At 59.5% G+C, this 19,373-nt stretch carries 20 protein-coding genes; 14 read left to right on the top strand and 6 right to left on the bottom strand.

The annotated features are described in order from the left end of the window. Positions 1-122 precede the first annotated feature (122 nt). The 6 genes from argF (at position 123) to umuC (ending at position 6,724) form a co-directional block, all read left to right on the top strand. Positions 123-1,133, top strand: coding sequence for an ornithine carbamoyltransferase (gene argF, locus CYR55_RS04605; RefSeq protein WP_101814966.1), 1,011 nt, complete (start codon positions 123-125; stop codon positions 1,131-1,133). A 130-nt stretch (positions 1,134-1,263) separates the two neighbouring features. Further along, on the top strand, positions 1,264-2,964 hold the full coding sequence (locus tag CYR55_RS04610; RefSeq protein ID WP_101814967.1) for a sugar phosphorylase: 1,701 nt from the start codon (positions 1,264-1,266) through the stop codon (positions 2,962-2,964). Positions 2,965-3,084: 120 nt separating this feature from the next. Then, entirely contained in the window at positions 3,085-3,528 is a 444-nt protein-coding gene (gene umuD / locus CYR55_RS04615; protein ID WP_101814968.1) for a translesion error-prone DNA polymerase V autoproteolytic subunit, read from the top strand. A gap of 170 nt (positions 3,529-3,698) precedes the next feature. Beyond that, positions 3,699-4,856 carry an HNH endonuclease signature motif containing protein gene (locus tag CYR55_RS23930; RefSeq protein WP_241522076.1) on the top strand — a complete coding sequence of 386 codons (1,158 nt, stop codon included), beginning with the start codon at positions 3,699-3,701 and terminating at the stop codon, positions 4,854-4,856. Beyond that, a complete protein-coding gene (locus tag CYR55_RS04635) occupies positions 4,853-5,329 on the top strand; it encodes a YrhA family protein (RefSeq protein WP_101814972.1) in 477 nt (158 codons plus the stop codon). The genes CYR55_RS23930 and CYR55_RS04635 overlap by 4 nt, the downstream gene beginning before the upstream one ends. 132 nt (positions 5,330-5,461) lie before the next feature. After that, on the top strand, positions 5,462-6,724 hold the full coding sequence (umuC, locus tag CYR55_RS04640; RefSeq protein WP_101814973.1) for a translesion error-prone DNA polymerase V subunit UmuC: 1,263 nt from the start codon (positions 5,462-5,464) through the stop codon (positions 6,722-6,724). A 46-nt stretch (positions 6,725-6,770) separates the two neighbouring features. Here the strand turns inward: umuC and CYR55_RS04645 are convergent, their stop codons facing one another. The 3 genes from CYR55_RS04645 to CYR55_RS04655 all read right to left on the bottom strand — a co-directional run bounded on the left by CYR55_RS04645 (position 6,771) and on the right by CYR55_RS04655 (position 8,965). Then, the gene (locus tag CYR55_RS04645; RefSeq protein ID WP_101814974.1) at positions 6,771-7,697 is read right to left on the bottom strand and encodes an SDR family oxidoreductase; all 927 of its coding nucleotides are present in this window, start codon (positions 7,695-7,697) and stop codon (positions 6,771-6,773) included. Positions 7,698-7,738: 41 nt separating this feature from the next. Beyond that, a complete protein-coding gene (locus CYR55_RS04650) occupies positions 7,739-8,479 on the bottom strand; it encodes an SDR family oxidoreductase (protein ID WP_101814975.1) in 741 nt (246 codons plus the stop codon). Positions 8,480-8,689: 210 nt separating this feature from the next. After that, positions 8,690-8,965 carry a hypothetical protein gene (locus CYR55_RS04655; protein WP_101814976.1) on the bottom strand — a complete coding sequence of 92 codons (276 nt, stop codon included), beginning with the start codon at positions 8,963-8,965 and terminating at the stop codon, positions 8,690-8,692. 131 nt (positions 8,966-9,096) lie between these two features. Between CYR55_RS04655 and CYR55_RS04660 the strand changes: the two genes are divergently transcribed. Then, positions 9,097-9,981 (top strand): LysR family transcriptional regulator, encoded by an 885-nt coding sequence (locus CYR55_RS04660; protein WP_101814977.1) that lies wholly within the window; start codon positions 9,097-9,099, stop codon positions 9,979-9,981. 94 nt (positions 9,982-10,075) lie between these two features. Here CYR55_RS04660 and CYR55_RS04665 read toward each other — a convergent pair whose 3' ends face one another. After that, on the bottom strand, positions 10,076-10,540 hold the full coding sequence (locus tag CYR55_RS04665; RefSeq protein ID WP_101814978.1) for a NanQ anomerase/TabA/YiaL family protein: 465 nt from the start codon (positions 10,538-10,540) through the stop codon (positions 10,076-10,078). A 441-nt stretch (positions 10,541-10,981) separates the two neighbouring features. Between CYR55_RS04665 and pyrB the strand changes: the two genes are divergently transcribed. The 7 genes from pyrB (at position 10,982) to CYR55_RS04700 (ending at position 17,113) form a co-directional block, all read left to right on the top strand. After that, entirely contained in the window at positions 10,982-11,929 is a 948-nt protein-coding gene (pyrB, locus tag CYR55_RS04670) for an aspartate carbamoyltransferase (protein ID WP_101814979.1), read from the top strand. 13 nt (positions 11,930-11,942) lie between these two features. After that, positions 11,943-12,407, top strand: a complete 465-nt coding sequence (gene pyrI / locus CYR55_RS04675; RefSeq protein WP_101814980.1) for an aspartate carbamoyltransferase regulatory subunit — start codon at positions 11,943-11,945, stop codon at positions 12,405-12,407. Between the two features lie 82 nt (positions 12,408-12,489). Further along, positions 12,490-12,876, top strand: a complete 387-nt coding sequence (ridA, locus tag CYR55_RS04680) for a 2-iminobutanoate/2-iminopropanoate deaminase (protein WP_072931797.1) — start codon at positions 12,490-12,492, stop codon at positions 12,874-12,876. 293 nt (positions 12,877-13,169) lie between these two features. Next, entirely contained in the window at positions 13,170-14,606 is a 1,437-nt protein-coding gene (locus tag CYR55_RS04685) for a circularly permuted type 2 ATP-grasp protein (RefSeq protein WP_101814981.1), read from the top strand. Further along, positions 14,600-15,529 (top strand): alpha-E domain-containing protein, encoded by a 930-nt coding sequence (locus CYR55_RS04690; protein ID WP_101814982.1) that lies wholly within the window; start codon positions 14,600-14,602, stop codon positions 15,527-15,529. The genes CYR55_RS04685 and CYR55_RS04690 overlap by 7 nt, the downstream gene beginning before the upstream one ends. After that, positions 15,526-16,338, top strand: a complete 813-nt coding sequence (locus CYR55_RS04695; protein ID WP_101814983.1) for a transglutaminase family protein — start codon at positions 15,526-15,528, stop codon at positions 16,336-16,338. Before CYR55_RS04690 ends, CYR55_RS04695 begins: the two co-directional genes overlap by 4 nt. A 25-nt stretch (positions 16,339-16,363) precedes the next feature. Continuing rightward, the gene (locus tag CYR55_RS04700) at positions 16,364-17,113 is read left to right on the top strand and encodes a proteasome-type protease (protein ID WP_101814984.1); all 750 of its coding nucleotides are present in this window, start codon (positions 16,364-16,366) and stop codon (positions 17,111-17,113) included. On the opposite strand, the gene CYR55_RS04705 is transcribed toward CYR55_RS04700, so the two are convergent. Both CYR55_RS04705 and CYR55_RS04710 read right to left on the bottom strand, forming a co-directional pair. Continuing rightward, entirely contained in the window at positions 17,110-17,685 is a 576-nt protein-coding gene (locus tag CYR55_RS04705) for a YgjV family protein (RefSeq protein WP_101814985.1), read from the bottom strand. The two genes, CYR55_RS04700 and CYR55_RS04705, sit on opposite strands and share 4 nt — an antisense overlap. 149 nt (positions 17,686-17,834) lie before the next feature. Continuing rightward, positions 17,835-19,325, bottom strand: a complete 1,491-nt coding sequence (locus CYR55_RS04710) for a UxaA family hydrolase (protein ID WP_101814986.1) — start codon at positions 19,323-19,325, stop codon at positions 17,835-17,837. Positions 19,326-19,373 lie beyond the last annotated feature (48 nt).

Below are 19,373 nucleotides of genomic sequence, written 5' to 3' on the forward strand. Positions count from 1 at the left end.
ACCGCCATCGCCTCCACAACAAACACGAAAGATTTGTCAGGCGGGGTTGCAATTGCATATTCATACATATAATGTGAATTTAAATTCACATCAAACGAACCGAATGCCTGGAGAACCGCGCGATGAGTACTTTCTATAAACGTCATTTCCTCAGATTGCTGGACTTCACCCCCGCCGAGATTACTGCCCTGCTCGATCTCGCCGTTGCCCTGAAAACAGAGAAAAAACAGGGCACTGAAACCCCACGCCTTACCGGCAAAAATATCGCGCTCATCTTCGAAAAAGACTCGACCCGTACCCGATGCTCTTTCGAAGTTGCCGCGTTTGACCAGGGCGCGCGCGTGACTTACCTCGGCCCCAGCGGCAGCCAGATCGGCCACAAAGAGTCGATCAAAGACACGGCGCGCGTGCTCGGCCGCATGTATGACGGCATCCAGTACCGCGGCCACGGCCAGGCGATCGTCAGCACGCTGGCGGAACAAGCCGGAGTGCCGGTGTGGAACGGCCTGACCGACGAGTTCCACCCGACCCAGCTGCTGGCGGATCTGCTGACCATCCGGGAGCATCTGCCGGGGCGGCCGTTGCAGGGGGTGAAGCTGGCCTATCTGGGCGATGCGCGCAATAACATGGGCAACTCGCTGCTGGAGGCGGCGGCGCTGGTCGGGCTGGATCTGCGGCTGGTGGCCCCCACTGCCTGCTGGCCGGATGCCGCGCTGGTGGCCGAGTGCAAAACGCTGGCGCAGCAGAACGGCGGTGACATCACCCTGACCGAGTCGTGCGAGGCCGGGGTGGCGCAGGCAGATTTCCTCTACACCGACGTCTGGGTATCGATGGGCGAACCAAAAGAGAGCTGGCCGGACCGCATCGCCCTGCTGCGTGATTACCAGGTCAACATGGCGCTGGTGAAGCAAACCGGTAACCCGCAGGTGAAGTTCCTGCACTGCCTGCCGGCCTTCCATGATGACCAGACCGTGCTCGGCAAACAGATGGCGGAACAGTATGGTTTGCACGGCGGCATGGAAGTCACCGACGAGGTGTTTGAGTCGGCGCACAGCGTGGTATTTGATCAGGCTGAAAACCGCCTGCACACCATCAAAGCGGTGATGGTCGCCACCCTCTCCCCCGGGGCGTAATTCCCCCGGCGGCGGTGCTTTCTGCGCCGCCGCCCTTCACATCAGCTTGCACTTTTCCGCTGCTTTTACCGCCGCTGCGCTTATTTTTCGACTACCCTTTTTTTGACACCAGCCGAAAAAAGGAAGGGTTATGAGCGCCAACAAACTGGAATTTGCGCAACGGTTAGAGAAACTGCTTGGTTACGTCTATCCGCGTGAACACATCGGCGATGTACTGCGGCAAATTTTCCGGTTGGTCGCCAAATGGCAATACGGCAAACACCCCAATCCGCATTGGGTAGACGGCAATACCGTTTACCTGATCACCTATGGCGACAGCATCCACCACGCCGATGAGAAGCCGCTGGCGACGCTTAACAAGTTCGCCCACCAATACTTTGACGAAATCATCACCGACATCCACATCCTGCCGATGTACCCCTACAGCTCGGATGATGGTTTCAGCGTGATTGACTACCGCCTGATTGATGAGCACCTGGGCGGCTGGGGCGACCTGAAAACCCTGTCGAAAGGTTTTAACCTGATGTTTGACTGCGTGATCAACCACGTCTCCCGCTCCAGCGCGTGGGTACACGGTTTTATGCATGATGACCCAAACTACGCGGACTACCTGATTGCCGCCAACCCGGCGCTGGATTACAGCCGCGTGGTACGCCCCCGCTCCTCCCGCCTGCTGACGCCGATGACCAAAGCCAACGGCGAGATGGTCTACCTCTGGACCACCTTCAGCGACGACCAGATCGACATCAATTTCCACAACCCACAGGTGTTGCTGGAGAGCCTCGACATCCTGCTGCAATATGCCGCCAGCGGCGGGCAGTCGATCCGCCTTGACGCCATCGGCTACATCTGGAAAGAGCCGGGCACGCGCTGTATCCACCTGCCGCAGGTGCATAACATCATCAAGGTGTGGCGCACGGTGCTGGATTACGCCATACCCGGTACCCGGCTGATCACGGAAACCAACGTGCCGCACCATGAGAACATCAGCTATTTCGGCCACGGCGACGAAGCGCACATGGTGTACCAGTTCCCGCTGCCGCCGCTGACGCTGCACGCCTTCCTGCGCCAGGACACCACCGTGCTCACCAGATGGGCGCACGGGCTGAGCGCCGAGGCGCGCTACCCGGAGACCACCTTCTTCAACTTCCTGGCCAGCCATGACGGCATCGGCCTGCGGCCGACCGAGACCTTCCTGGACGACAGCGAACGGCAGTTTATGGCGCAGGAAGTGATCCGCAAAGAGGGGCGCGTGTCGCACAAAGACAACGGCGACGGCACCTTCTCGCCGTATGAACTGAACATCAACTACCTCAGCGCCCTGACGGAAAAGCAGGACAGCAACGCCCTGAAGGCGAAAAAATTCATCGCCGCCCAATCGCTGCTGCTCTCCTTTGTGGGCGTGCCGGCGCTCTATTACCACAGCCTGCTCGGCAGCGAGAATGACGTCGAAGGGATGCACCACGCCGGGATTAACCGCCGTATCAACCGGCAGAAGCTGGATGCAGAAAAGGTAGAAGCCGAACTGGCGAACCCGGAGAGCCTGCGCGCAAAAGTCTACAACGGCCTGCGCCACCTGATTACCCTGCGCCGCGCCCACCCGGCCTTTGCGCCCTCCTCCGGCCAGCGGGTGCTGGATCTCGGCAAATCGCTGTTTGGCCTGGAGCGTTATGACCCGAAAAACGAAGACCGCATCAGCTGCGTAATCAACGTTACCGACCACAGGGTCGAGCTGGCGCTGGATGAACAGGGCCATGAACTGATTTCCGACACGCCGTTCACCGGCAAAATGACCCTGACGCCGTGGCAAGTGGTGTGGATACAGCACTAAGCGTGGTAAAAATTCTGGGCGTTATCAGCAGCATAGCCTGATTTCACTTCAGGAAACCTTGATCACCTTGGGAAAATGAAAAATACTGTACACATAAACAGTATAAAAAAGGGTTTTCCCATGCAGTTCATCAAAGCCGTTCTTCAGGCCGATGAGGCGTTTTCAGCACATTTTAATGTGGTAATCCCGGCGGGTTTCCCTTCGCCGGCGGCAGACTTTGTGGAGGAACGGATTGACCTCAACAAGCTGCTGATTCGCCACCCCTCCGCCACCTATTTCCTGCGCGTGGCGGGCGATTCCATGATTGACGCCAACGTGCGTGACGGCGACCTGGTGATGGTGGACAGCGCCCTGACCGCCGCCGACGGGGACATCGTGATCGCCGCCGTTGACGGCGAGTTCACCATCAAATGTTTGCAGACCCGCCCTTTTTGGGCGCTGGTGCCGATGAACCCGGCCTACACGCCGATCGTCATCCGCGAAGGGCAGGATCTGCATATCTTCGGCGTGGTCACCTACATCATCTCCCCCGCCGCCAGCCGCCACTATGTTCGCCCTGGTTGATGTAAATCGTTTTTCTGGCTGGGTTGATGAAAGGCAGGGCCGGGCGTAAATTCCGGTGACATCCCTTATAAAAACTGTGTGCCCGGTCATGCTCACGTCGGATGCTTTTTTTCAGACGCGGCGTAATATTTCCTCTTAACCTTACATACTGCAAGGATAAGCAGGTACCTATGTTTACTCTCTATCAGAGTCGTGACATTGAACGAGCACTCTCTCCAGAAGATTTCCCGCTGATTCTCTCGCCACGGGACGCACTGGCGCAGGTGGAAACGCATTATGACCTTGAGCCCCGCCGTTACTCCTGTTGCGGCTTCTTTGAACTCCCCCATCGTCTATATTCAGGCAGGCAAACCTGGCAGCGTGCCCCGGCTGGCTATGCCGATCCAGTCTATGATCGGGTGAAACACTGGCTTGAAATAGGCTGGTTGATTGGCATTGACCTTATGGCGCACTGGAGCGCATTCCATCACCCCTTTCATGTTAATGAGCATGGCGATCTGGTTTGCGGCGATCCGGGCAGATATCACAGTTGGTATGTCCATGAGGTTATCTCTGGCTATAACCGGGCCGTCGCCGCACGGAGGAGCGTTAAGGCTGCACCCACGCAGCGGTTCAATTATGGCAGTGCTTATACGGACCCCGAACAACATGCTCAGGCAGGGAAAATGCTGAACAGCAAATCTGTCGGGCGTTTATTGGCTGCCGGCGGTATTTATAACGGCAATATCGCGGCATTTGCGGAAACAGCGCAGGCTTTGGGTGGTGAGGCAGCAGAGGGTTATAGCCAGATACTCAATGAAAAAACAGCCGGCAGCGTGATTGCCTTATCTTCTCTCTTGCTGGCAGTGCGTCGTACAGGCAATACGATGTCCATAAGCGAACTGGAAAAACTGCACAGTTACCTGGGAAAAGCGAAAGGTAAACAGCGGTTTTTGGAACAAATCAGCGTAGTAAAAATCGATTACTTACGCAGAGAACGCGATGACTATCAGCTCTTGAGAAACCAGTTTAACAACCGGGTACGGCCTGATTTTTTAAAATCTTTGGCGGCTGATCCTGCTGCGTTAATGAGGTTTACACCTGCACAACGCCTTGAAATGGCAAAGGGAAAAATACCTGCACGGGGGTGGTCTGTGCATCATAAGATTTCTTTAGATGACACCGGCACGAACGATTTTCATAATCTTATTTTGATCAAAAATGATCCTGAACATACGGTTTTCACCAATGCCCAACGGCGCATAGTGAGTGAATTAGAGTATGGGCAGTCAAAATCCGTTTATTGGCCCATCCCCAAAGGGAAAATTTATCCGCAGAGGCAACCATGAACAGTGAAAAACAGGAACTCGTGACGCTTATTGCTGCGCTGCATGACATAGAGCAATCCTATGCGGATGCCGGGTATGAAGACCAGGCGGGGATTCGTGAAGATCAGGTCAGCGCCTGTCAGCGGGTATTAGTCACCCTGGGCGGCGATCGTTTTGCTGAGAGTTATCTGCCGTTCTTGCGGCAAATGAATGGCTTTGATCTTAACGGCGTGCGGTTATTTGGTTATTTCGATGACAAAGAGGATGAGCGGGATTTACGTAAACAATCAGCCAATTTACACGCCGTGCCTGACCTGTTTCCTGATGCATTTAAAAACGGTGCGGTCGTCGGTGAAACGGACATGGATATTCTGTTTTTTAACCGGGAGACCTCTGTTTATGAAAGCCGCGATTTTATCGGCGTAGAACGCGTAAATGAACGCTACCGCACGATAACCGGCTTGCTGAGGGCGCTCATCGCCTTAATTGAATAAGTGATGTGGCATCTTGATAAAAAGGGGCTTCAAAGGTACTGTTTTTATATACAGCAAATTCAGGAACCATGCTTATGTTGCCTTTCCGCTCTATTAAGATGTTCATCATCTCCCCCGCCGCCAGCCGCCACTATGTTCGCCCTGGTTGATGTAAATAGCTTTTATGCCTCGTGCGAGACCGTGTTCCGGCCCGATTTATGGGGAAAGCCGGTGGCGGTGCTGAGCAACAATGACGGCTGCGTGATCGCCTGTAACGCGCAGGCGCGGCGGCTGGGGCTGAAAACCGGTGACCCCTATTTCAAACTGGGCGACTATTTCCGGGCGCATGGCGTGCATGTTTTCAGCTCTAACTACGCGCTGTACGCCGATATCTCCAACCGGGTGATGACCATTCTGGAAGAGATGGCCCCGGCCACGGAGATCTACTCCATCGATGAGAGTTGGCTCCTGTTGCAGGGCATGGCGCGGCTGATGCCGCTGGAGGAGTATGGCCGCCGGGTGCAGGCGCGGGTGCAAAAAGAGGCGCATGTGGCAGTCGGCGTCGGCATCGCCCCGACCAAAACCCTGGCCAAGCTGGCGAACCACGCGGCCAAGCGGTGGCGGAAAACCGGCGGCGTGGTCGATCTCAGTGACCCGCTGCGCCAGCGCAAGCTGATGGCGCTGGTGCCGGTGTCTGAAGTGTGGGGCATTGGCGGCCGCCTCAGCAAAAGGCTGATGCTGATGGGCATCCATACCGCGCTGGATCTGGCGCAGGCCAATACCGGGCTTATCCGCAAACAGTTCGGCGTGGTGCTGGAGCGCACGGTGCGTGAGCTGCGCGGCGAATCCTGCCTGGCGCTGGAGCTGGAGCCTGCGGCAAAACAGCAGATTGTGTGCAGCCGCTCTTTCGGCCACCGGCTCACCGCCAAAGAGGAGGTGCGCCAGGCGGTGTGCGCCTTTGCGGAGCGGGCGGCGGAGAAGCTGCGCGGCGAGCGCCGCTATTGCCGCCAGGTCACGGTGTTTATCCGCACCAGCCCGCATGACGCCAGCGGCGATCACTACACCCCGCACGCCACTGCCCAATGCCAGACGCCCACCCAGGACACGCGCGACATTATTGCGCTGGCGATGCAGGCGTTTGAGCACATCTGGCAGACAGGTTATCGCTACATGAAAGCGGGCGTGATGCTGGGGGATTTTTACAACGAAGGCGTGGCGCAGCTCGGCCTGTTTGATGAGCTGGCCCCGCGCGCCAACAGCGAAGCGCTGATGCAGGTGGTAGACCGCCTGAACCGCACCGGCAAAGGCTCGCTGTGGTTCGCCGGTCAGGGTGTGCAGAAAAGCTGGCAGATGCGGCGGGCGATGCTCTCACCCGCCTACACCACCCGCTTTGCCGATCTGCCGGTGGTGAAGTAGCCGGAAAATAAGGAGGCCGGGGCAGCCTGAGCGTTGTTCACCTTAATTATGTGTTGTGCTCCTGAGGCTGAGAAGAGGGATTTGTACGTATATGCAACAAGTCCTCAAGGCCAATACGGCGCAACATTTCCGCCCGCACACGGTCCGCCATGGCGTTGACGATTTCAGCGCCGTCCTGAGACGGGTCGATATGGCGGCGGAACGGGCGGCTGCCTGACGGCATCGCCACGATGTCGACAATCGCACGGGCGACGTCCGCGACATCGGCATCCGCCGGCTCAAGCGCGGCCAGGCCAGCAAGGCTCTGCTCCGGCACCCCGGCGTAGGGGCCGTTGTGATATTCGGCCGCCCTGGCGCTATCGGCAGGCGTGCCGGAGTGAACGAAATGGTTTGTCCCTTTCGTAAACGCCCCCGGCACGATAATGGAGGTTTCAATCCCCCAGCGAGCCAGTTCCCCGGCATAAGACACGGCCAGAGAATCCATCGCGGCTTTGGCGGCAAAATAGGGAGCCAGGTAAGGCGGCGTGCCGCCCCGGGCGCTGCTGGATGACACCCACAACACCAACCCACTGCCCTGCTGACGCAGGTAAGGCAACGCAGCGCGGTTCACCCGTTGGGTGCTCAGCACGTTGATGTCATAAAGCTGGGCAAATTGTTCAGGGAGAAAAGCCTCTGCCGGGCCGAACGACATATGCCCGGCATTGTGAATCACCACGTCAAGGCGCCCGGCCTCGTCGATAATTTTCGCAATACCCGCCTCCACGGAGCCACTGTCGGCAACATCCAGCTCCACGCTACGCAGATCTACCTGATGCGCATGGGCGTAGCGGGCTACCTCCGCAACCTGGGGTGCATTACGCCCCTGCGTCTCCCGCATACTGGCATAAACGGTGTGCCCGGCGTGGGCCAGTGCGCGTGCGGTAAGGGCGCCAAACCCACTGGATGCCCCGGTGATAACGATGACATGTTTCATATGTTTCTCCAGACAATAAGGTTAACGGACAGCAGAGCGATTCAGATAATCCCGCCATTGGCGCGGAGGGTTTGGCCGTTGATCCAGCCGCCGTCCGGGCCGGCCAGGAAAGCGACAGTGGCAGCGATATCCTGTGGCTGGCCCAAACGTTCCAGCGGGGCCAGTCTGGAAAGCCGGTCGACAACCTCCTGTGGCTTGCCATTCAGGAAAAGATCCGTCGCGGTTGGCCCGGGTGCCACTGCGTTGACGGTAATGTTGCGGCCGCGCAACTCTTTGGCGAAGACGCTGGTCATCGCCTCTACGGCCGCTTTGGTACCGGCATACACGCCATAAGTGGGTTGCAGCATCGCCACTACGCTTGAGGAAAAGTTGATCACCCGGCCGCCATCGCGCATGCGTCTGGCCGCTTCCCGCATCGTGTTGAACGTACCCTTGAAGTTGATGTCGATTTGCCGATCCAGGGTTTCATCGTCTGTTTCAGCCAGGGTCGCCAGGGCCATGATACCGGCGTTGTTGACCACGACGTCGACACTGCCGAAATACTGCTCTGTTTCATTAAACAGGCGGCGTACATCCTCAGCACTGGCCACATTCGCCTTAACGGCCAACGCCTGCCCGCCCTGTGCCTGGATAGCCGCCACCAGGGCATCCGCCTCTGTTGCGCTGCTGGCGTAGTTCACCACTACGCTGAAGCCATCCTGGGAAAGACGCCGGGCGATTTCACTGCCGATACCACGGGAGGCGCCGGTAACGATGGCTACTTTGCTGTCAGAAGTGTTCATGGCTTTTCCTGTCTGTTAGTTGAGTTGGGTGTGTGGTGCAGGAACAGAGTCTCACAGCGGATATTTGGGATAAATGCCCCATTTTCGCCTTCACTATTCAATATTCATCAACAATAAATGCGCAATTTGGTCTATAGCGGGGGCCTTATCGGGTGAGAGAGACGGGGGTTCGTGTGAGCCCGGGTTGGGCCGCCGTAAAATAAGCGGGTTTCAGGGCTGGCCGGTGTCTTTGTTACGTGCCGCGTACCGCCTGCGGGCCGCCAGCCCTGCCGGCGGTACCAGAAACACCAGCGTCCCCACGGCAAGCTCCATGGCGATGCTGTAACCGGCTGCTATGCCCATCAGGCCATGAATGGCACAAGCCACCAGCCAGAGCAGCGCGAACGCCCTGTCGGCAATGCCTGGCCTCAGATTGAAAAAACGCGCCAACCGTTGAACGAGCCAGAGCAGACAGAAGCCGGATGCGATAGCGACAAGCGTATGCATAGTGATGATCCCCGATAAGAAGCCATGAGAGAGCGGAACTCGGTCTCAGGCTGACAGCGTTCCTGCCTGGAATAAAGGGGGCGTATTGGGCAATACTGTTCAGCCTGATGGAACAATAAACGTGGAGCTTTATGGATCAGGTTCGTGCCATGAAAATCTTTGTTCGTATCTACGAGCGCAACAGCTTCACTGCCGCCGCCGAGGATCTTGACATCCCCCGTGCAACGCTGACGCATGTGATGAACCAGTTCGAACAGTGGCTGGGTACGCGGCTGCTGGAGCGCAGCACCCGGCGGGTACGCCCGACGTTAGATGGCGAAGCCTATTACCACCGCTGCGTAAATCTGCTGGCAGAACTGGAAGAGGCGGAGCTTGCTTTCCGGCAGAGCCAGCCTAAAGGCAGGCTCCGGGTAGATTTGCATGGCACGTTAGCACGCTTCTTCGTTATCCCGGCGTTGCCGGCGTTTATTCAGCGGTACCCGGGCATTGAGTTATCGTTTAGTGAAACCGACCGTTTCGTTGATCTTATTCAGGAAGGTGTCGATTGTGTGGTGCGGGCAGGTATGCTCAGGGATTCATCGTTAATCGGCAGGCATCTGGCCAACCTGCCGCAGGTGACCTGTGCAAGCCCGGCCTATATCAAAACCTATGGCGAACCACAAAACCTGGCCGACCTGATAAACCATAAAGCGATCAACTATGTCTCGCCTACCAGTGGAAAACCTTTTCCGTTCGAATTTGAGGCGAATGGCGCCATGCAGGAAGTCACGATTCCTACCGCCATCTCCGTGTTTGGTGCAGAAATTTATACGGCATCGGCCATTGCCGGGATTGGTCTGATTCAGGTGCCTAAATACCGGATTGCCCGAGAGTTGCAGCAAGGTATTCTGCATGAACTGCTGCCGGGCAACCCGCCGCCGCCGATGCCGGTCTCGGTTCTCTACCCCCATAACCGGCATCTTTCGCCGCGGGTAAGGGTGTTTGTGGACTGGCTAAAAGAGATCTTCACACGCTGAACCGGCGCTCAGAAAGAAGGCGGGGGCACAATGCGGCGGGCGATGCGCTCACCCGCCTGCACCACCCGCGCCGGTGGTGAAGTAACGCCTCCGCCTACAGCGCGCTGACGCGCATCTTGATCACCGCTTTGCGTACCGGCGCGGTCTCGCCCACGGCGCACAGCGGTTTATGCACTTCGCCGGGGTAGAACACCACGAAGTCGCCCGGCTGGAGCACCACGGTGCGCTCCTGCTCCCCCTGCGGCAGAAACGCGATGTCCTTGTCCGCCAGCCAGTCAGTCTCCGGCGGCCCCGCCGGGCGGGTGCTGAAGGTCATGCCCTCCTGGCCGCGCAACACAATCTGGATGTCCAGATACTCGGCGTGGTATTCCGCGCGCCGCTGCGCCGTGGGTTCGGTGCTGTCCTCAGAGATCAGCACAAACACGTCACTGCCGCAGATGGTATGTTTGCCGATCGGCGTGTCGTCCGTAACGTTCTGTTTTACATAATCAATCGCCGCACACAGTGGTGCAGGCAGGTATGGCAGCAGTGCCAGTGAATGGATATTCCCGGTAATCATGATCGCCCCTGGTTAAAGTGAAATAGCGTTTCATTATACGCCAGAGAGATGACGCTACCGCGATCGGGGTAACGTTTCCGGCCAGGGTACGATATCGCTCAACTGCCGCAGACAAACGATTGCGCTGTGACTATTGTTGTGAATACAAAGTGTGAAGTTTGATCTTGCAGAGTAAAGCGGCGTGCGTATAATGCGCCACAATTTGCCGGGAGAATCCATGAAAAACGTTGCTGTTTTTGTTGCTGAATACCGCTGCACCGCCCTGCCCCCGCAGGGGCGCGACGCCGTTTTTCCTCCCGTTGCCCGATCGCAGAATGCCCCTCGTTGAGGGGCTTTTTTTTGTCTGCGTTCCGGCGGCAGCTTATGTCACATGCCCGAAAAGATCAGACGCCCGAACATACCGGCATTCCCCTGCACGGGGGAACGAACAGGAGAGCGACCATGGCCAACCCGCTGTACCACAAACACATCATCTCAATTAACGATCTCAGCCGCGAGGAGCTGGAGCTGGTGCTCGACACCGCCGCCGCGCTGAAAGCGCGCCCCCAGCCGGAGCTGCTGAAGCACAGCGTGATCGCCAGTTGTTTTTTTGAGGCGTCCACCCGCACCCGCCTCTCGTTCGAAACCTCCATCCACCGGCTGGGCGCGTCGGTGGTCGGCTTCTCTGACAGCAGCAACACCTCGCTGGGGAAAAAGGGCGAAACGCTGGCCGATACCATCTCAGTGATCAGCACCTATGTGGATGCGATTGTGATGCGCCACCCGCAGGAGGGCGCGGCGCGGCTGGCAGCGGAGTTCTCCGGCGGCGTGCCGGTGCTCAATGCCGGGGACGGCGCGAACCAGCACCCGACCCAGACCCTGCTGGATCTCTTCACCCTGCGCGAAACCCAGGGGCGGCTGAATAACCTGCACATCGCCATGGTGGGTGACCTGAAATATGGCCGCACCGTGCACTCGCTGACCCAGGCGCTGGCGAAATTTGAAGGCAACCGCTTCTACTTCATCGCCCCGGATGCGCTGGCGATGCCGGAGTACATCCTCGCGATGCTGGAAGAGCGCGGCATTGAATACAGCCTGCATGACAACATTGAAGAAGTGGTGCCGGAGCTGGACATCCTCTACATGACGCGGGTGCAGAAAGAGCGGCTCGACCCGTCTGAATATGCCAACGTGAAGGCGCAGTTCGTGCTGCGCGCCGCCGACCTGGCCGGCGCACGTGACAACCTCAAGGTGCTGCACCCGCTGCCGCGGATTGATGAGATCACGCCGGACGTCGATAAAACGCCTTACGCCTGGTATTTCCAGCAGGCCGGTAACGGCATCTTCGCCCGCCAGGCGCTGCTGGCGCTGGTCCTGACCCCTGAATTACCCGCTGATCTGACGGCCTGAAGGAGGCGCAACCATGAGTCATGAAAACAAATTGCAGGTGGAAGCCATCAAATGCGGCACGGTGATTGACCACATCCCGGCGCGCGTCGGGTTCAAGCTGCTGACGCTGTTCAAGCTGACGGAAACTGAGCAGCGCATCACCATCGGCCTCAATCTGCCGTCCAACGCGCTTGGGCGCAAAGACATCATCAAAATTGAAAACACCTTCCTGACTGACCAGCAGGTCAACCAGCTGGCGCTCTATGCGCCGGATGCCACCGTCAACCGCATCGATGACTACGACGTGGTCGGCAAGATCATGCCGACGCTGCCGGAGCAGATCCACGGCGTGCTGCGCTGCCCGAACGGTAACTGCATCAGCCGCAGCGAGCCGGTGGCCTCCCGGTTCAGCGTGACTGCCCGCGACGGCGACGTGCGCCTGACCTGCAACTACTGCGAGAAAGCGTTCAGCCGCCAGGTGGTGCTGAATAACGACTGACCGGCACGGCGGCGCGGCTTGTGCAGGGCGCCGCCCGCTCCTTATAATGCCGGAGATGCTTAACCCATAACCAGGAGAAGTCATGTCCCGTACCATCAGCACTGAACTCGCCCCGGCCGCCATCGGCCCTTATGTCCAGGGCGTGGACCTCGGCAGTATGATTATTACCTCCGGCCAGATCCCGGTCTGCCCGAAAACCGGTGCCGTGGCGGACGACATCGCCGCCCAGGCGCGCCAGTCGCTGGAGAACGTCAAAGCCATCGTGGAACAGGCGGGCCTGAACGTGGCGGATATCGTCAAAACCACGGTGTTCGTGAAAGACCTGAACGACTTCGCCACCGTCAACGCCACCTATGAAGCCTTCTTCAATGAGCACGACGCCCCGTTCCCGGCGCGCTCCTGCGTGGAAGTGGCCCGCCTGCCGAAAGATGTGAAGATCGAGATCGAAGCGATCGCCGTGCGCCGCTGATGCCCTTGACCGGTATGCGCCGCATACCGGTTTCTTCCCGCCTGCTCCCCCCTTTCCCGGCAACATTACGCGCGCTCCCTACCCGATTCCCGAAGCAGCAACCATACTTAAGCCAGCGGCGCTTTTTCCTTTACGCCTTTTGCTCTGACGTAAAGCAGCCCGCTGGCCTCCCGCACCGAAACAGTGCCAAGACGTCCTTTTCTTTGATTATTCCGGCCGGTTTTACCTGCTGGCACACTTTGTGCGTGGTCCCTGTTGCGCCCTGAACCGCCTGTCTTGTTCGCGAGGTATCAATGATTAATATCGACATCGACGCGTCACCCTTTTTTGATGAGATGCTGCTGGCCGAAGGCCGCCACCGCAGCCATTACGGCGCTTACTGGCAGTGGCTGCAACAGGCCGATCAGCAGGCCGTGCAGCGCAAACGCGAGGAAGCCGCGCTGCTGTTCCACCGGGTGGGGATTACCTTTAATGTGTATGGCGAGGATGACGGCGCTGAACGCCTGATCCCGTTTGACAGCGTACCGCGCATCATCCCGGCCGATGAGTGGGCAATGCTCGACCGCGGCATCCGCCAGCGGGTGCAGGCGCTCAACGCCTTCCTGCATGACATCTACCACGACCAGCGCATCATCAAGGCGGGGCTTATCCCGGCCGGGCACATCCTGGCGAACGACCAGTACCAGCCCTGTATGCAGGGGGTGAACCTCCACCGCGACATCTATGCGCACATTGCCGGTATCGACATGGTGCGCAACAGCGACGGCAGCTACTACGTACTGGAAGACAACCTGCGCACGCCGTCCGGCGTCTCCTACATGCTGGAGAACCGCAAAATGATGATGCGGCTCTACCCGGAGCTGTTCGCCGAGCAGCGCATCGCGCCGGTGGAGCGCTACCCCTCGCACCTGTTGCAGACCCTGCGCGAAAGCTCGCCGGTCAACGACCCGACGGTGGTGGTGCTGACGCCCGGCCGCTTCAACAGCGCCTATTTTGAGCACAGTTTCCTGGCGCAACAGATGGGCGTGGAGCTGGTGGAGAGCGTGGATCTGTTTGTGAAAAATGGCGCCGTGTTTATGCGCACCACCGCCGGGCCGTGCAAAGTGGACGTGATCTACCGGCGGATTGATGACGCCTTCCTCGACCCGCTGGCTTTCCGCGCGGACTCGATGCTCGGCGTGCCGGGGCTGCTGTCGGTGTACCGCGCCGGGGGCGTGGTGCTGGCGAACGCCATCGGCACCGGCGTGGCGGATGACAAATCGGTCTACCCCTATGTGCCGGAGATGATCCGCTACTACCTGGGGGAGGAGCCGATCCTGAACAATGTGCCGACCTGGCAGTGCCGCCGCCCGGCGGAGCTCTCCTATGTGCTTGACCGGCTGGATCAGATGGTGGTGAAAGAGGTACACGGCGCGGGCGGCTACGGCATGCTGATCGGCCCCGCTGCCAGCAAACAGGAGATCGCAGATTTCCGCGACCGGCTGATTTCCCGGCCGGAGAACTACATCGCGCAGGAGACGCTGGCGCTCTCCACCTGCCCGACCTTTGTCAGTGACGGGCTGGCCCCGCGCCATATCGATTTACGCCCCTTTGCTCTGACCGGCGCAGAGATCCGGCTGGTGCCGGGCGGCCTGACGCGGGTGGCGCTGGCGGAAGGCTCGCTGGTGGTGAACTCCTCGCAGGGCGGCGGCACCAAAGACACCTGGGTTCTGGAGGATGACGCATGCTGAGCCGCACTGCCAGTGAACTCTATTGGATGGCGCGCTATCTGGAGCGCGCGGAGAATACCGCCCGCATCCTCGACGTCACCAACAAACTCTCGCTGATGCCGATCCGCGATAACCACCACATCGACCTTCAGGTGCCGCTGAGCATGAACGGCACCCAGCAGCTGTTCGAGGCGAACTACCCGCAGCTGAGCATGACCAACCTGCTCGACTTCTTTGCCCTGAGCAACCTCAACCACAGCAGCATTTTCAGCTGCCTGCAAATGGCCTGGAACAACGCCCACGCAGTGCGCGGCAGTTTGTCGTCGGAGGTGTGGGAGTCGATCAACGCCTCGTGGATTGAGATGAAGCTGATCCGCCGCAAAGGGGTCGGCTCGGTGGGCGCGGACGCCTTCTTCGACTGGGTGAAAGAGCGTTCGCACCTGTTTCGCGGCGCGATGTTCGGCACCCTGCTGCGCAGTGACGCGCTCTACTTTATCCGGCTCGGCACGCTGATTGAGCGCGCCGACAGCACCGCGCGCCTGCTCGGCGTCAAAGACCGGTTGCTGGATGATGACCACGACCCGGTGCGCGAGTACTACCGCATGGAAACCCTGCTGCGCGCCGTGAGCGCCCGTGAGGCGTACCACAGCCTCTATAAACAGCAATTCACCCGCGAGGGGATAGCCGAGCTGCTGATCCTGCGGGATGAGCTGCCGCGATCCCTGCTGGCCTGCCTCAGCGACATGATGGAGCAACTGGAGCTGATTGGCGGCTCCAGCGGCAATCAGGCGCGCCTCAGGGTTCACGCCCTGTACGCTGAGCTGCGCTTCAGCACGCTGGAGGATGTGCTGCAACCGGGGCTGGGCAACTGGCTGTCGCAATTTTTGGAAAAACTCAACGACATCGCGGCCAGCATCCACCGCTCGTACCTGGAGGCACAATGAAACTTACCATCAACCACCGCACCCATTACACCTACGCCCAACAGGTAAAACGCAGCACACAATATCTGCGCCTGACGCCGCAGGACTCCAGCCACCAGCATATTCTCGCCTGGTCACTCTCCCTGCCGGAGGAAGCCACCGAAACCTCAGATGCCTACGGCAACGTGCTGCATGTGCTGACGCTCGACCGGCCGCATCAGGCGATCACCATTGAGGCGCAGGGCGTGGTGGAGATTCAGGATGACACCGAGGACAGCGAACAGGGCCACCTGTCGCCGCTGGTGTTCCTGCGCCACAGCCCGCTGACGCAGCCAGACTTGTCGATCCGGGAATTCGCCGGGCGCTTCTGCGCGCCGCAGGCGCAGTATCTCGGCTTATGCGACATGATGAACGAGCTGCTGCACCGGATGCCCTACCGCCCCGGCACCACCAGCGTGACCGACAGCGCCGCCAACGCCTTTACGGCCGGCCAGGGCGTCTGCCAGGATCACACCCACGTCTTTCTGGCCTGCTGCCGCAGCCTGAACATTCCGGCACGTTATGTCAGCGGCTATCTATACTCAGAGGACTCAGAGCACGTGGCGACCCACGCCTGGGCCGAAGCCTGGCTGGATGAGCGCTGGCACAGTTTTGATGTGACCAACAATACCTGCCGGCCTAACCAGCACCTGAAGCTGGCGATCGGCATCGACTATCTGGACGCCTGCCCGGTGCGCGGCATCCGGCTCGGCGGCGGATCGGAGGCGATGCACACCGTCGCGGCGGTGGCGTCGATGGGGGATAACACGCAATCACAATGGCAATCATGAAATTTGACAACGAAAGGGCGTTCCGATGACCTACTGTGTGGCGATGCGGCTGGCATCCGGTTTGGTTTTTGTTTCAGATTCACGCACGAATGCCGGGGTGGATCACATCTCCACCTTCCGCAAGCTGCACATTTTCCACCAGAGCGCGGAGCGGATGCTGGTGCTGCAAAGTGCCGGGAACCTGGCGACCACCCAGAGCATCATCAGCCTGCTGACCCGGCGCGCGCAGGACCCGGAACAGCGCAACCTGATGAATGTGCACTCGCTGTATGATGCCGCCACCCTGCTCGGTGAAACGGTGCGCGAGGTGATCGCGCGTGACAGCGGGGCCAATCAGGGCGGCACCACCGATTTCAGCTGTAGCCTGCTGCTCGGCGGGCAGATCCACGGCGAAGAGACGCGGCTGTTCCAGATCTACGCCGAGGGGAATTTCATTGAGGCGACCCACGACACCCCTTATTTCCAGGTGGGGGAAAGCAAATATGGCAAGCCGATCATTGACCGGGTGCTGACCTACGACACGCCGCTGGAGCAGGCGATGCAGTGCGCGCTGATCTCGATGGATTCAACCCTGCGTAGTAACCTCTCCGTGGGGCTGCCTTTGGATGCGCTGATCTACCCCAACGAGAGTTTCAGCGTGGCGCAGCAGTTCCGCATCACCGAGCAGCACCCCTATTTTGCCATGATCCGCAAAGGCTGGGGCGAAGGGCTGCTGAACACCTTTTCCCAACTGCCGCCGCTGGCGCTGGCGCCGGAACCCAACGGCGGCCGCTAACCCGCTTTGCCGGAGGGCAGTGTCCCGCCCTCCTCCTCCTGCTTTAACGCTTTCTCGACCCTGAACGGATCGATGCCGCGCCGTTGCAGACGGTAGAAACGGATAATGTTCAGGCCGTTCATCAACAGGAAACTGCCCTCAATCAGCGAGCCGCCAATCGAGCCAAGCCAGATATTGTGCGCCACCCAGCAACAGGTGGAGCACCACATCACGCAGCGGGTGGTCAGCCCTGAGGTGCGGAACAGTGCCCAGGTGCTGACGGCGGTGCCGCAAATCGGCAGCACTTCCATCAGGTGGTGGGCGTTGGCTAACCCCAGCCCCAGCGTCAGGGCGATGAACAACCACATCACCCACAGGCTGCGGGTGCGCAGCGCCGCCAGCGTGCGGATGGCGCTGAGCCAGGCGCTGATTGCCCCGGAGTGGCCGCCCATCAGAAAATAGTGGGTGCCGATAATGGCGCTGTAAGTCGCGAGCTGCTGCTTGAAGCGGCGGTCGTTACGGTTGAAAAACATCGTGATACCGACCAGAAACGCCAGCACCCCCATTCCCTGCGCAAACCCGTACAACGTCATACGCCCTGCCCCGCCTGAAGCCTGCCGTGCAAAAGAAAACGGCGCTCCCTGAGAGAGCGCCGGATATGAAACGCTGTTTCTATTTTAGCCAGTGCGGCTGCCGGTGACAATGCTATATCGCCCCGTGCGCCTGATCTGTGTGTACGATCTTACAGCGTGACCCCGCTCTTGAAGATCGCCAGTTCGCGGAAGTCATTGCGCTCGTTGCAGGTGAGTTTGCCGTCGGCGATCGCCACGATCAGATCAACAAATTCCGCCAGCAGTTGATCCATCGGTTTGCCGTGGATCAACTGCCCGGCGTCGAAATCGATCCAGTGCGGTTTCTTGGCTGCCAGTTCACTGTTGGTCGCCAGCTTCACCGTCGGCACAAAGCCGCCATACGGGGTGCCGCGGCCGGTGCTGAACAGCACCATGTGGCAGCCCGCCCCGGCCAGCGCGCTGGTGGCGACGGCATCATTGCCCGGCGCACTCAGCAGGTTCAGCCCCGGCGTGTGCAGCCGCTCGCCATATTTCAGCACGTCTACCACCTGGCTCTGCCCCGCTTTCTGGGTACAGCCCAGGGATTTCTCCTCCAGCGTGGTGATGCCGCCCGCCTTGTTGCCCGGCGACGGGTTCTCGTAGATCGGCTGGTTATGCGCAATAAAGTAGCGCTTGAAGTCGTTGACCATGCTGACGGTTTTGTCGAAGGTCAGTTCGTCGCGGCAGCGGCTCATCAGAATGCGCTCGGCCCCGAACATCTCCGGCACTTCGGTCAGCACGGAGGTACCGCCGTTGGCGATCACATAGTCGGAGAAGCGCCCCAGCAACGGGTTGGCGGTGATGCCGGAGAGGCCGTCCGAGCCGCCGCACTCCAGCCCGAATTTCAGCTCGCTGAGTTTGCCCGGCACCCGGCGGTCATCGCGCATCACCTGATAAAGCGCGCGCAACTGCTCCAGCCCGGCTTCCACTTCATCATCCTGCTGCTGGCAGACCATAAACCGCACGCGCGTTTCATCGATCTCGCCCAGCGTGCTGCGGAACACATCTACCTGATTGTTCTCACAGCCCAGCCCGATCACCAGCACCGCGCCGGCATTTGGGTGGCGCACCATGTTTTGCAGCATGGTGCGGGTGTTCTCGTGGTCCTGCCCCAGTTGCGAGCAGCCTAACGTGTGGCCGAACAGGTGTACGCCGTCGATGCCGGGCGCGTCGTCTGTCTCTTTCAGGAAACGGCTCTGGATCTGGCGGGCGATGCCGTTGACACAGCCCACCGTCGGGATGATCCACAGTTCGTTGCGGATACCAACCTGGCCGTTGGCCCGGCGGTAGATCTGCACCTCGCGGTCTGCCGGTTGCGTCGGCAGCGGCGCGGCCTCCGGCTGGTAACGGTACTCGTCCAGATCGCTTAGATTGGTTTTGGCGTTCTGTGAATGGATGTGCTCACCTTCGGCAATCGCCGTGAGCGCATGGCCGATCGGCAAGCCATATTTGATGATGTTCTGCCCCGCCTCGATCGGGTACAGGGCGAACTTATGGCCGCGCGCCACCGCCTGCGGCAACACCACCTGCTGGTCATTCAGCGTGACGGTTTCACCGGCGGCGAGATCGCGCAGGGCGACTGCGACATTATCCAGAGAGTGTATTTTTATGATGCTTTGCATAATCAACCTTTAACGGCCGTCGCCTGATAAGAAGTAAACGGGCGGAGC

This window comes from Chimaeribacter californicus, from assembly GCF_002858675.1.
GTDB lineage: Bacteria > Pseudomonadota > Gammaproteobacteria > Enterobacterales > Enterobacteriaceae > Chimaeribacter > Chimaeribacter californicus.

Bases quoted from the DNA above. Each gene is read 5' to 3' on its own strand.
- pyrI (WP_101814980.1), top strand. From the start codon at position 11,943: ATGAGTCATGAAAACAAATTGCAGGTGGAAGCCATCAAATGCGGCACG.
- CYR55_RS04650 (WP_101814975.1), bottom strand. From the start codon at position 8,479: ATGAACACTTCTGACAGCAAAGTAGCCATCGTTACCGGCGCCTCCCGT.
- CYR55_RS04695 (WP_101814983.1), top strand. From the start codon at position 15,526: ATGAAACTTACCATCAACCACCGCACCCATTACACCTACGCCCAACAG.
- CYR55_RS04685 (WP_101814981.1), top strand. From the start codon at position 13,170: ATGATTAATATCGACATCGACGCGTCACCCTTTTTTGATGAGATGCTG.
- CYR55_RS23930 (WP_241522076.1), top strand. From the start codon at position 3,699: ATGTTTACTCTCTATCAGAGTCGTGACATTGAACGAGCACTCTCTCCA.
- CYR55_RS04655 (WP_101814976.1), bottom strand. From the start codon at position 8,965: ATGCATACGCTTGTCGCTATCGCATCCGGCTTCTGTCTGCTCTGGCTC.
- CYR55_RS04660 (WP_101814977.1), top strand. From the start codon at position 9,097: ATGGATCAGGTTCGTGCCATGAAAATCTTTGTTCGTATCTACGAGCGC.
- ridA (WP_072931797.1), top strand. From the start codon at position 12,490: ATGTCCCGTACCATCAGCACTGAACTCGCCCCGGCCGCCATCGGCCCT.
- CYR55_RS04635 (WP_101814972.1), top strand. From the start codon at position 4,853: ATGAACAGTGAAAAACAGGAACTCGTGACGCTTATTGCTGCGCTGCAT.
- argF (WP_101814966.1), top strand. From the start codon at position 123: ATGAGTACTTTCTATAAACGTCATTTCCTCAGATTGCTGGACTTCACC.
- umuD (WP_101814968.1), top strand. From the start codon at position 3,085: ATGCAGTTCATCAAAGCCGTTCTTCAGGCCGATGAGGCGTTTTCAGCA.
- CYR55_RS04645 (WP_101814974.1), bottom strand. From the start codon at position 7,697: ATGAAACATGTCATCGTTATCACCGGGGCATCCAGTGGGTTTGGCGCC.
- umuC (WP_101814973.1), top strand. From the start codon at position 5,462: ATGTTCGCCCTGGTTGATGTAAATAGCTTTTATGCCTCGTGCGAGACC.
- CYR55_RS04610 (WP_101814967.1), top strand. From the start codon at position 1,264: ATGAGCGCCAACAAACTGGAATTTGCGCAACGGTTAGAGAAACTGCTT.
- pyrB (WP_101814979.1), top strand. From the start codon at position 10,982: ATGGCCAACCCGCTGTACCACAAACACATCATCTCAATTAACGATCTC.
- CYR55_RS04690 (WP_101814982.1), top strand. From the start codon at position 14,600: ATGCTGAGCCGCACTGCCAGTGAACTCTATTGGATGGCGCGCTATCTG.
- CYR55_RS04705 (WP_101814985.1), bottom strand. From the start codon at position 17,685: ATGACGTTGTACGGGTTTGCGCAGGGAATGGGGGTGCTGGCGTTTCTG.
- CYR55_RS04700 (WP_101814984.1), top strand. From the start codon at position 16,364: ATGACCTACTGTGTGGCGATGCGGCTGGCATCCGGTTTGGTTTTTGTT.
- CYR55_RS04665 (WP_101814978.1), bottom strand. From the start codon at position 10,540: ATGATTACCGGGAATATCCATTCACTGGCACTGCTGCCATACCTGCCT.
- CYR55_RS04710 (WP_101814986.1), bottom strand. From the start codon at position 19,325: ATGCAAAGCATCATAAAAATACACTCTCTGGATAATGTCGCAGTCGCC.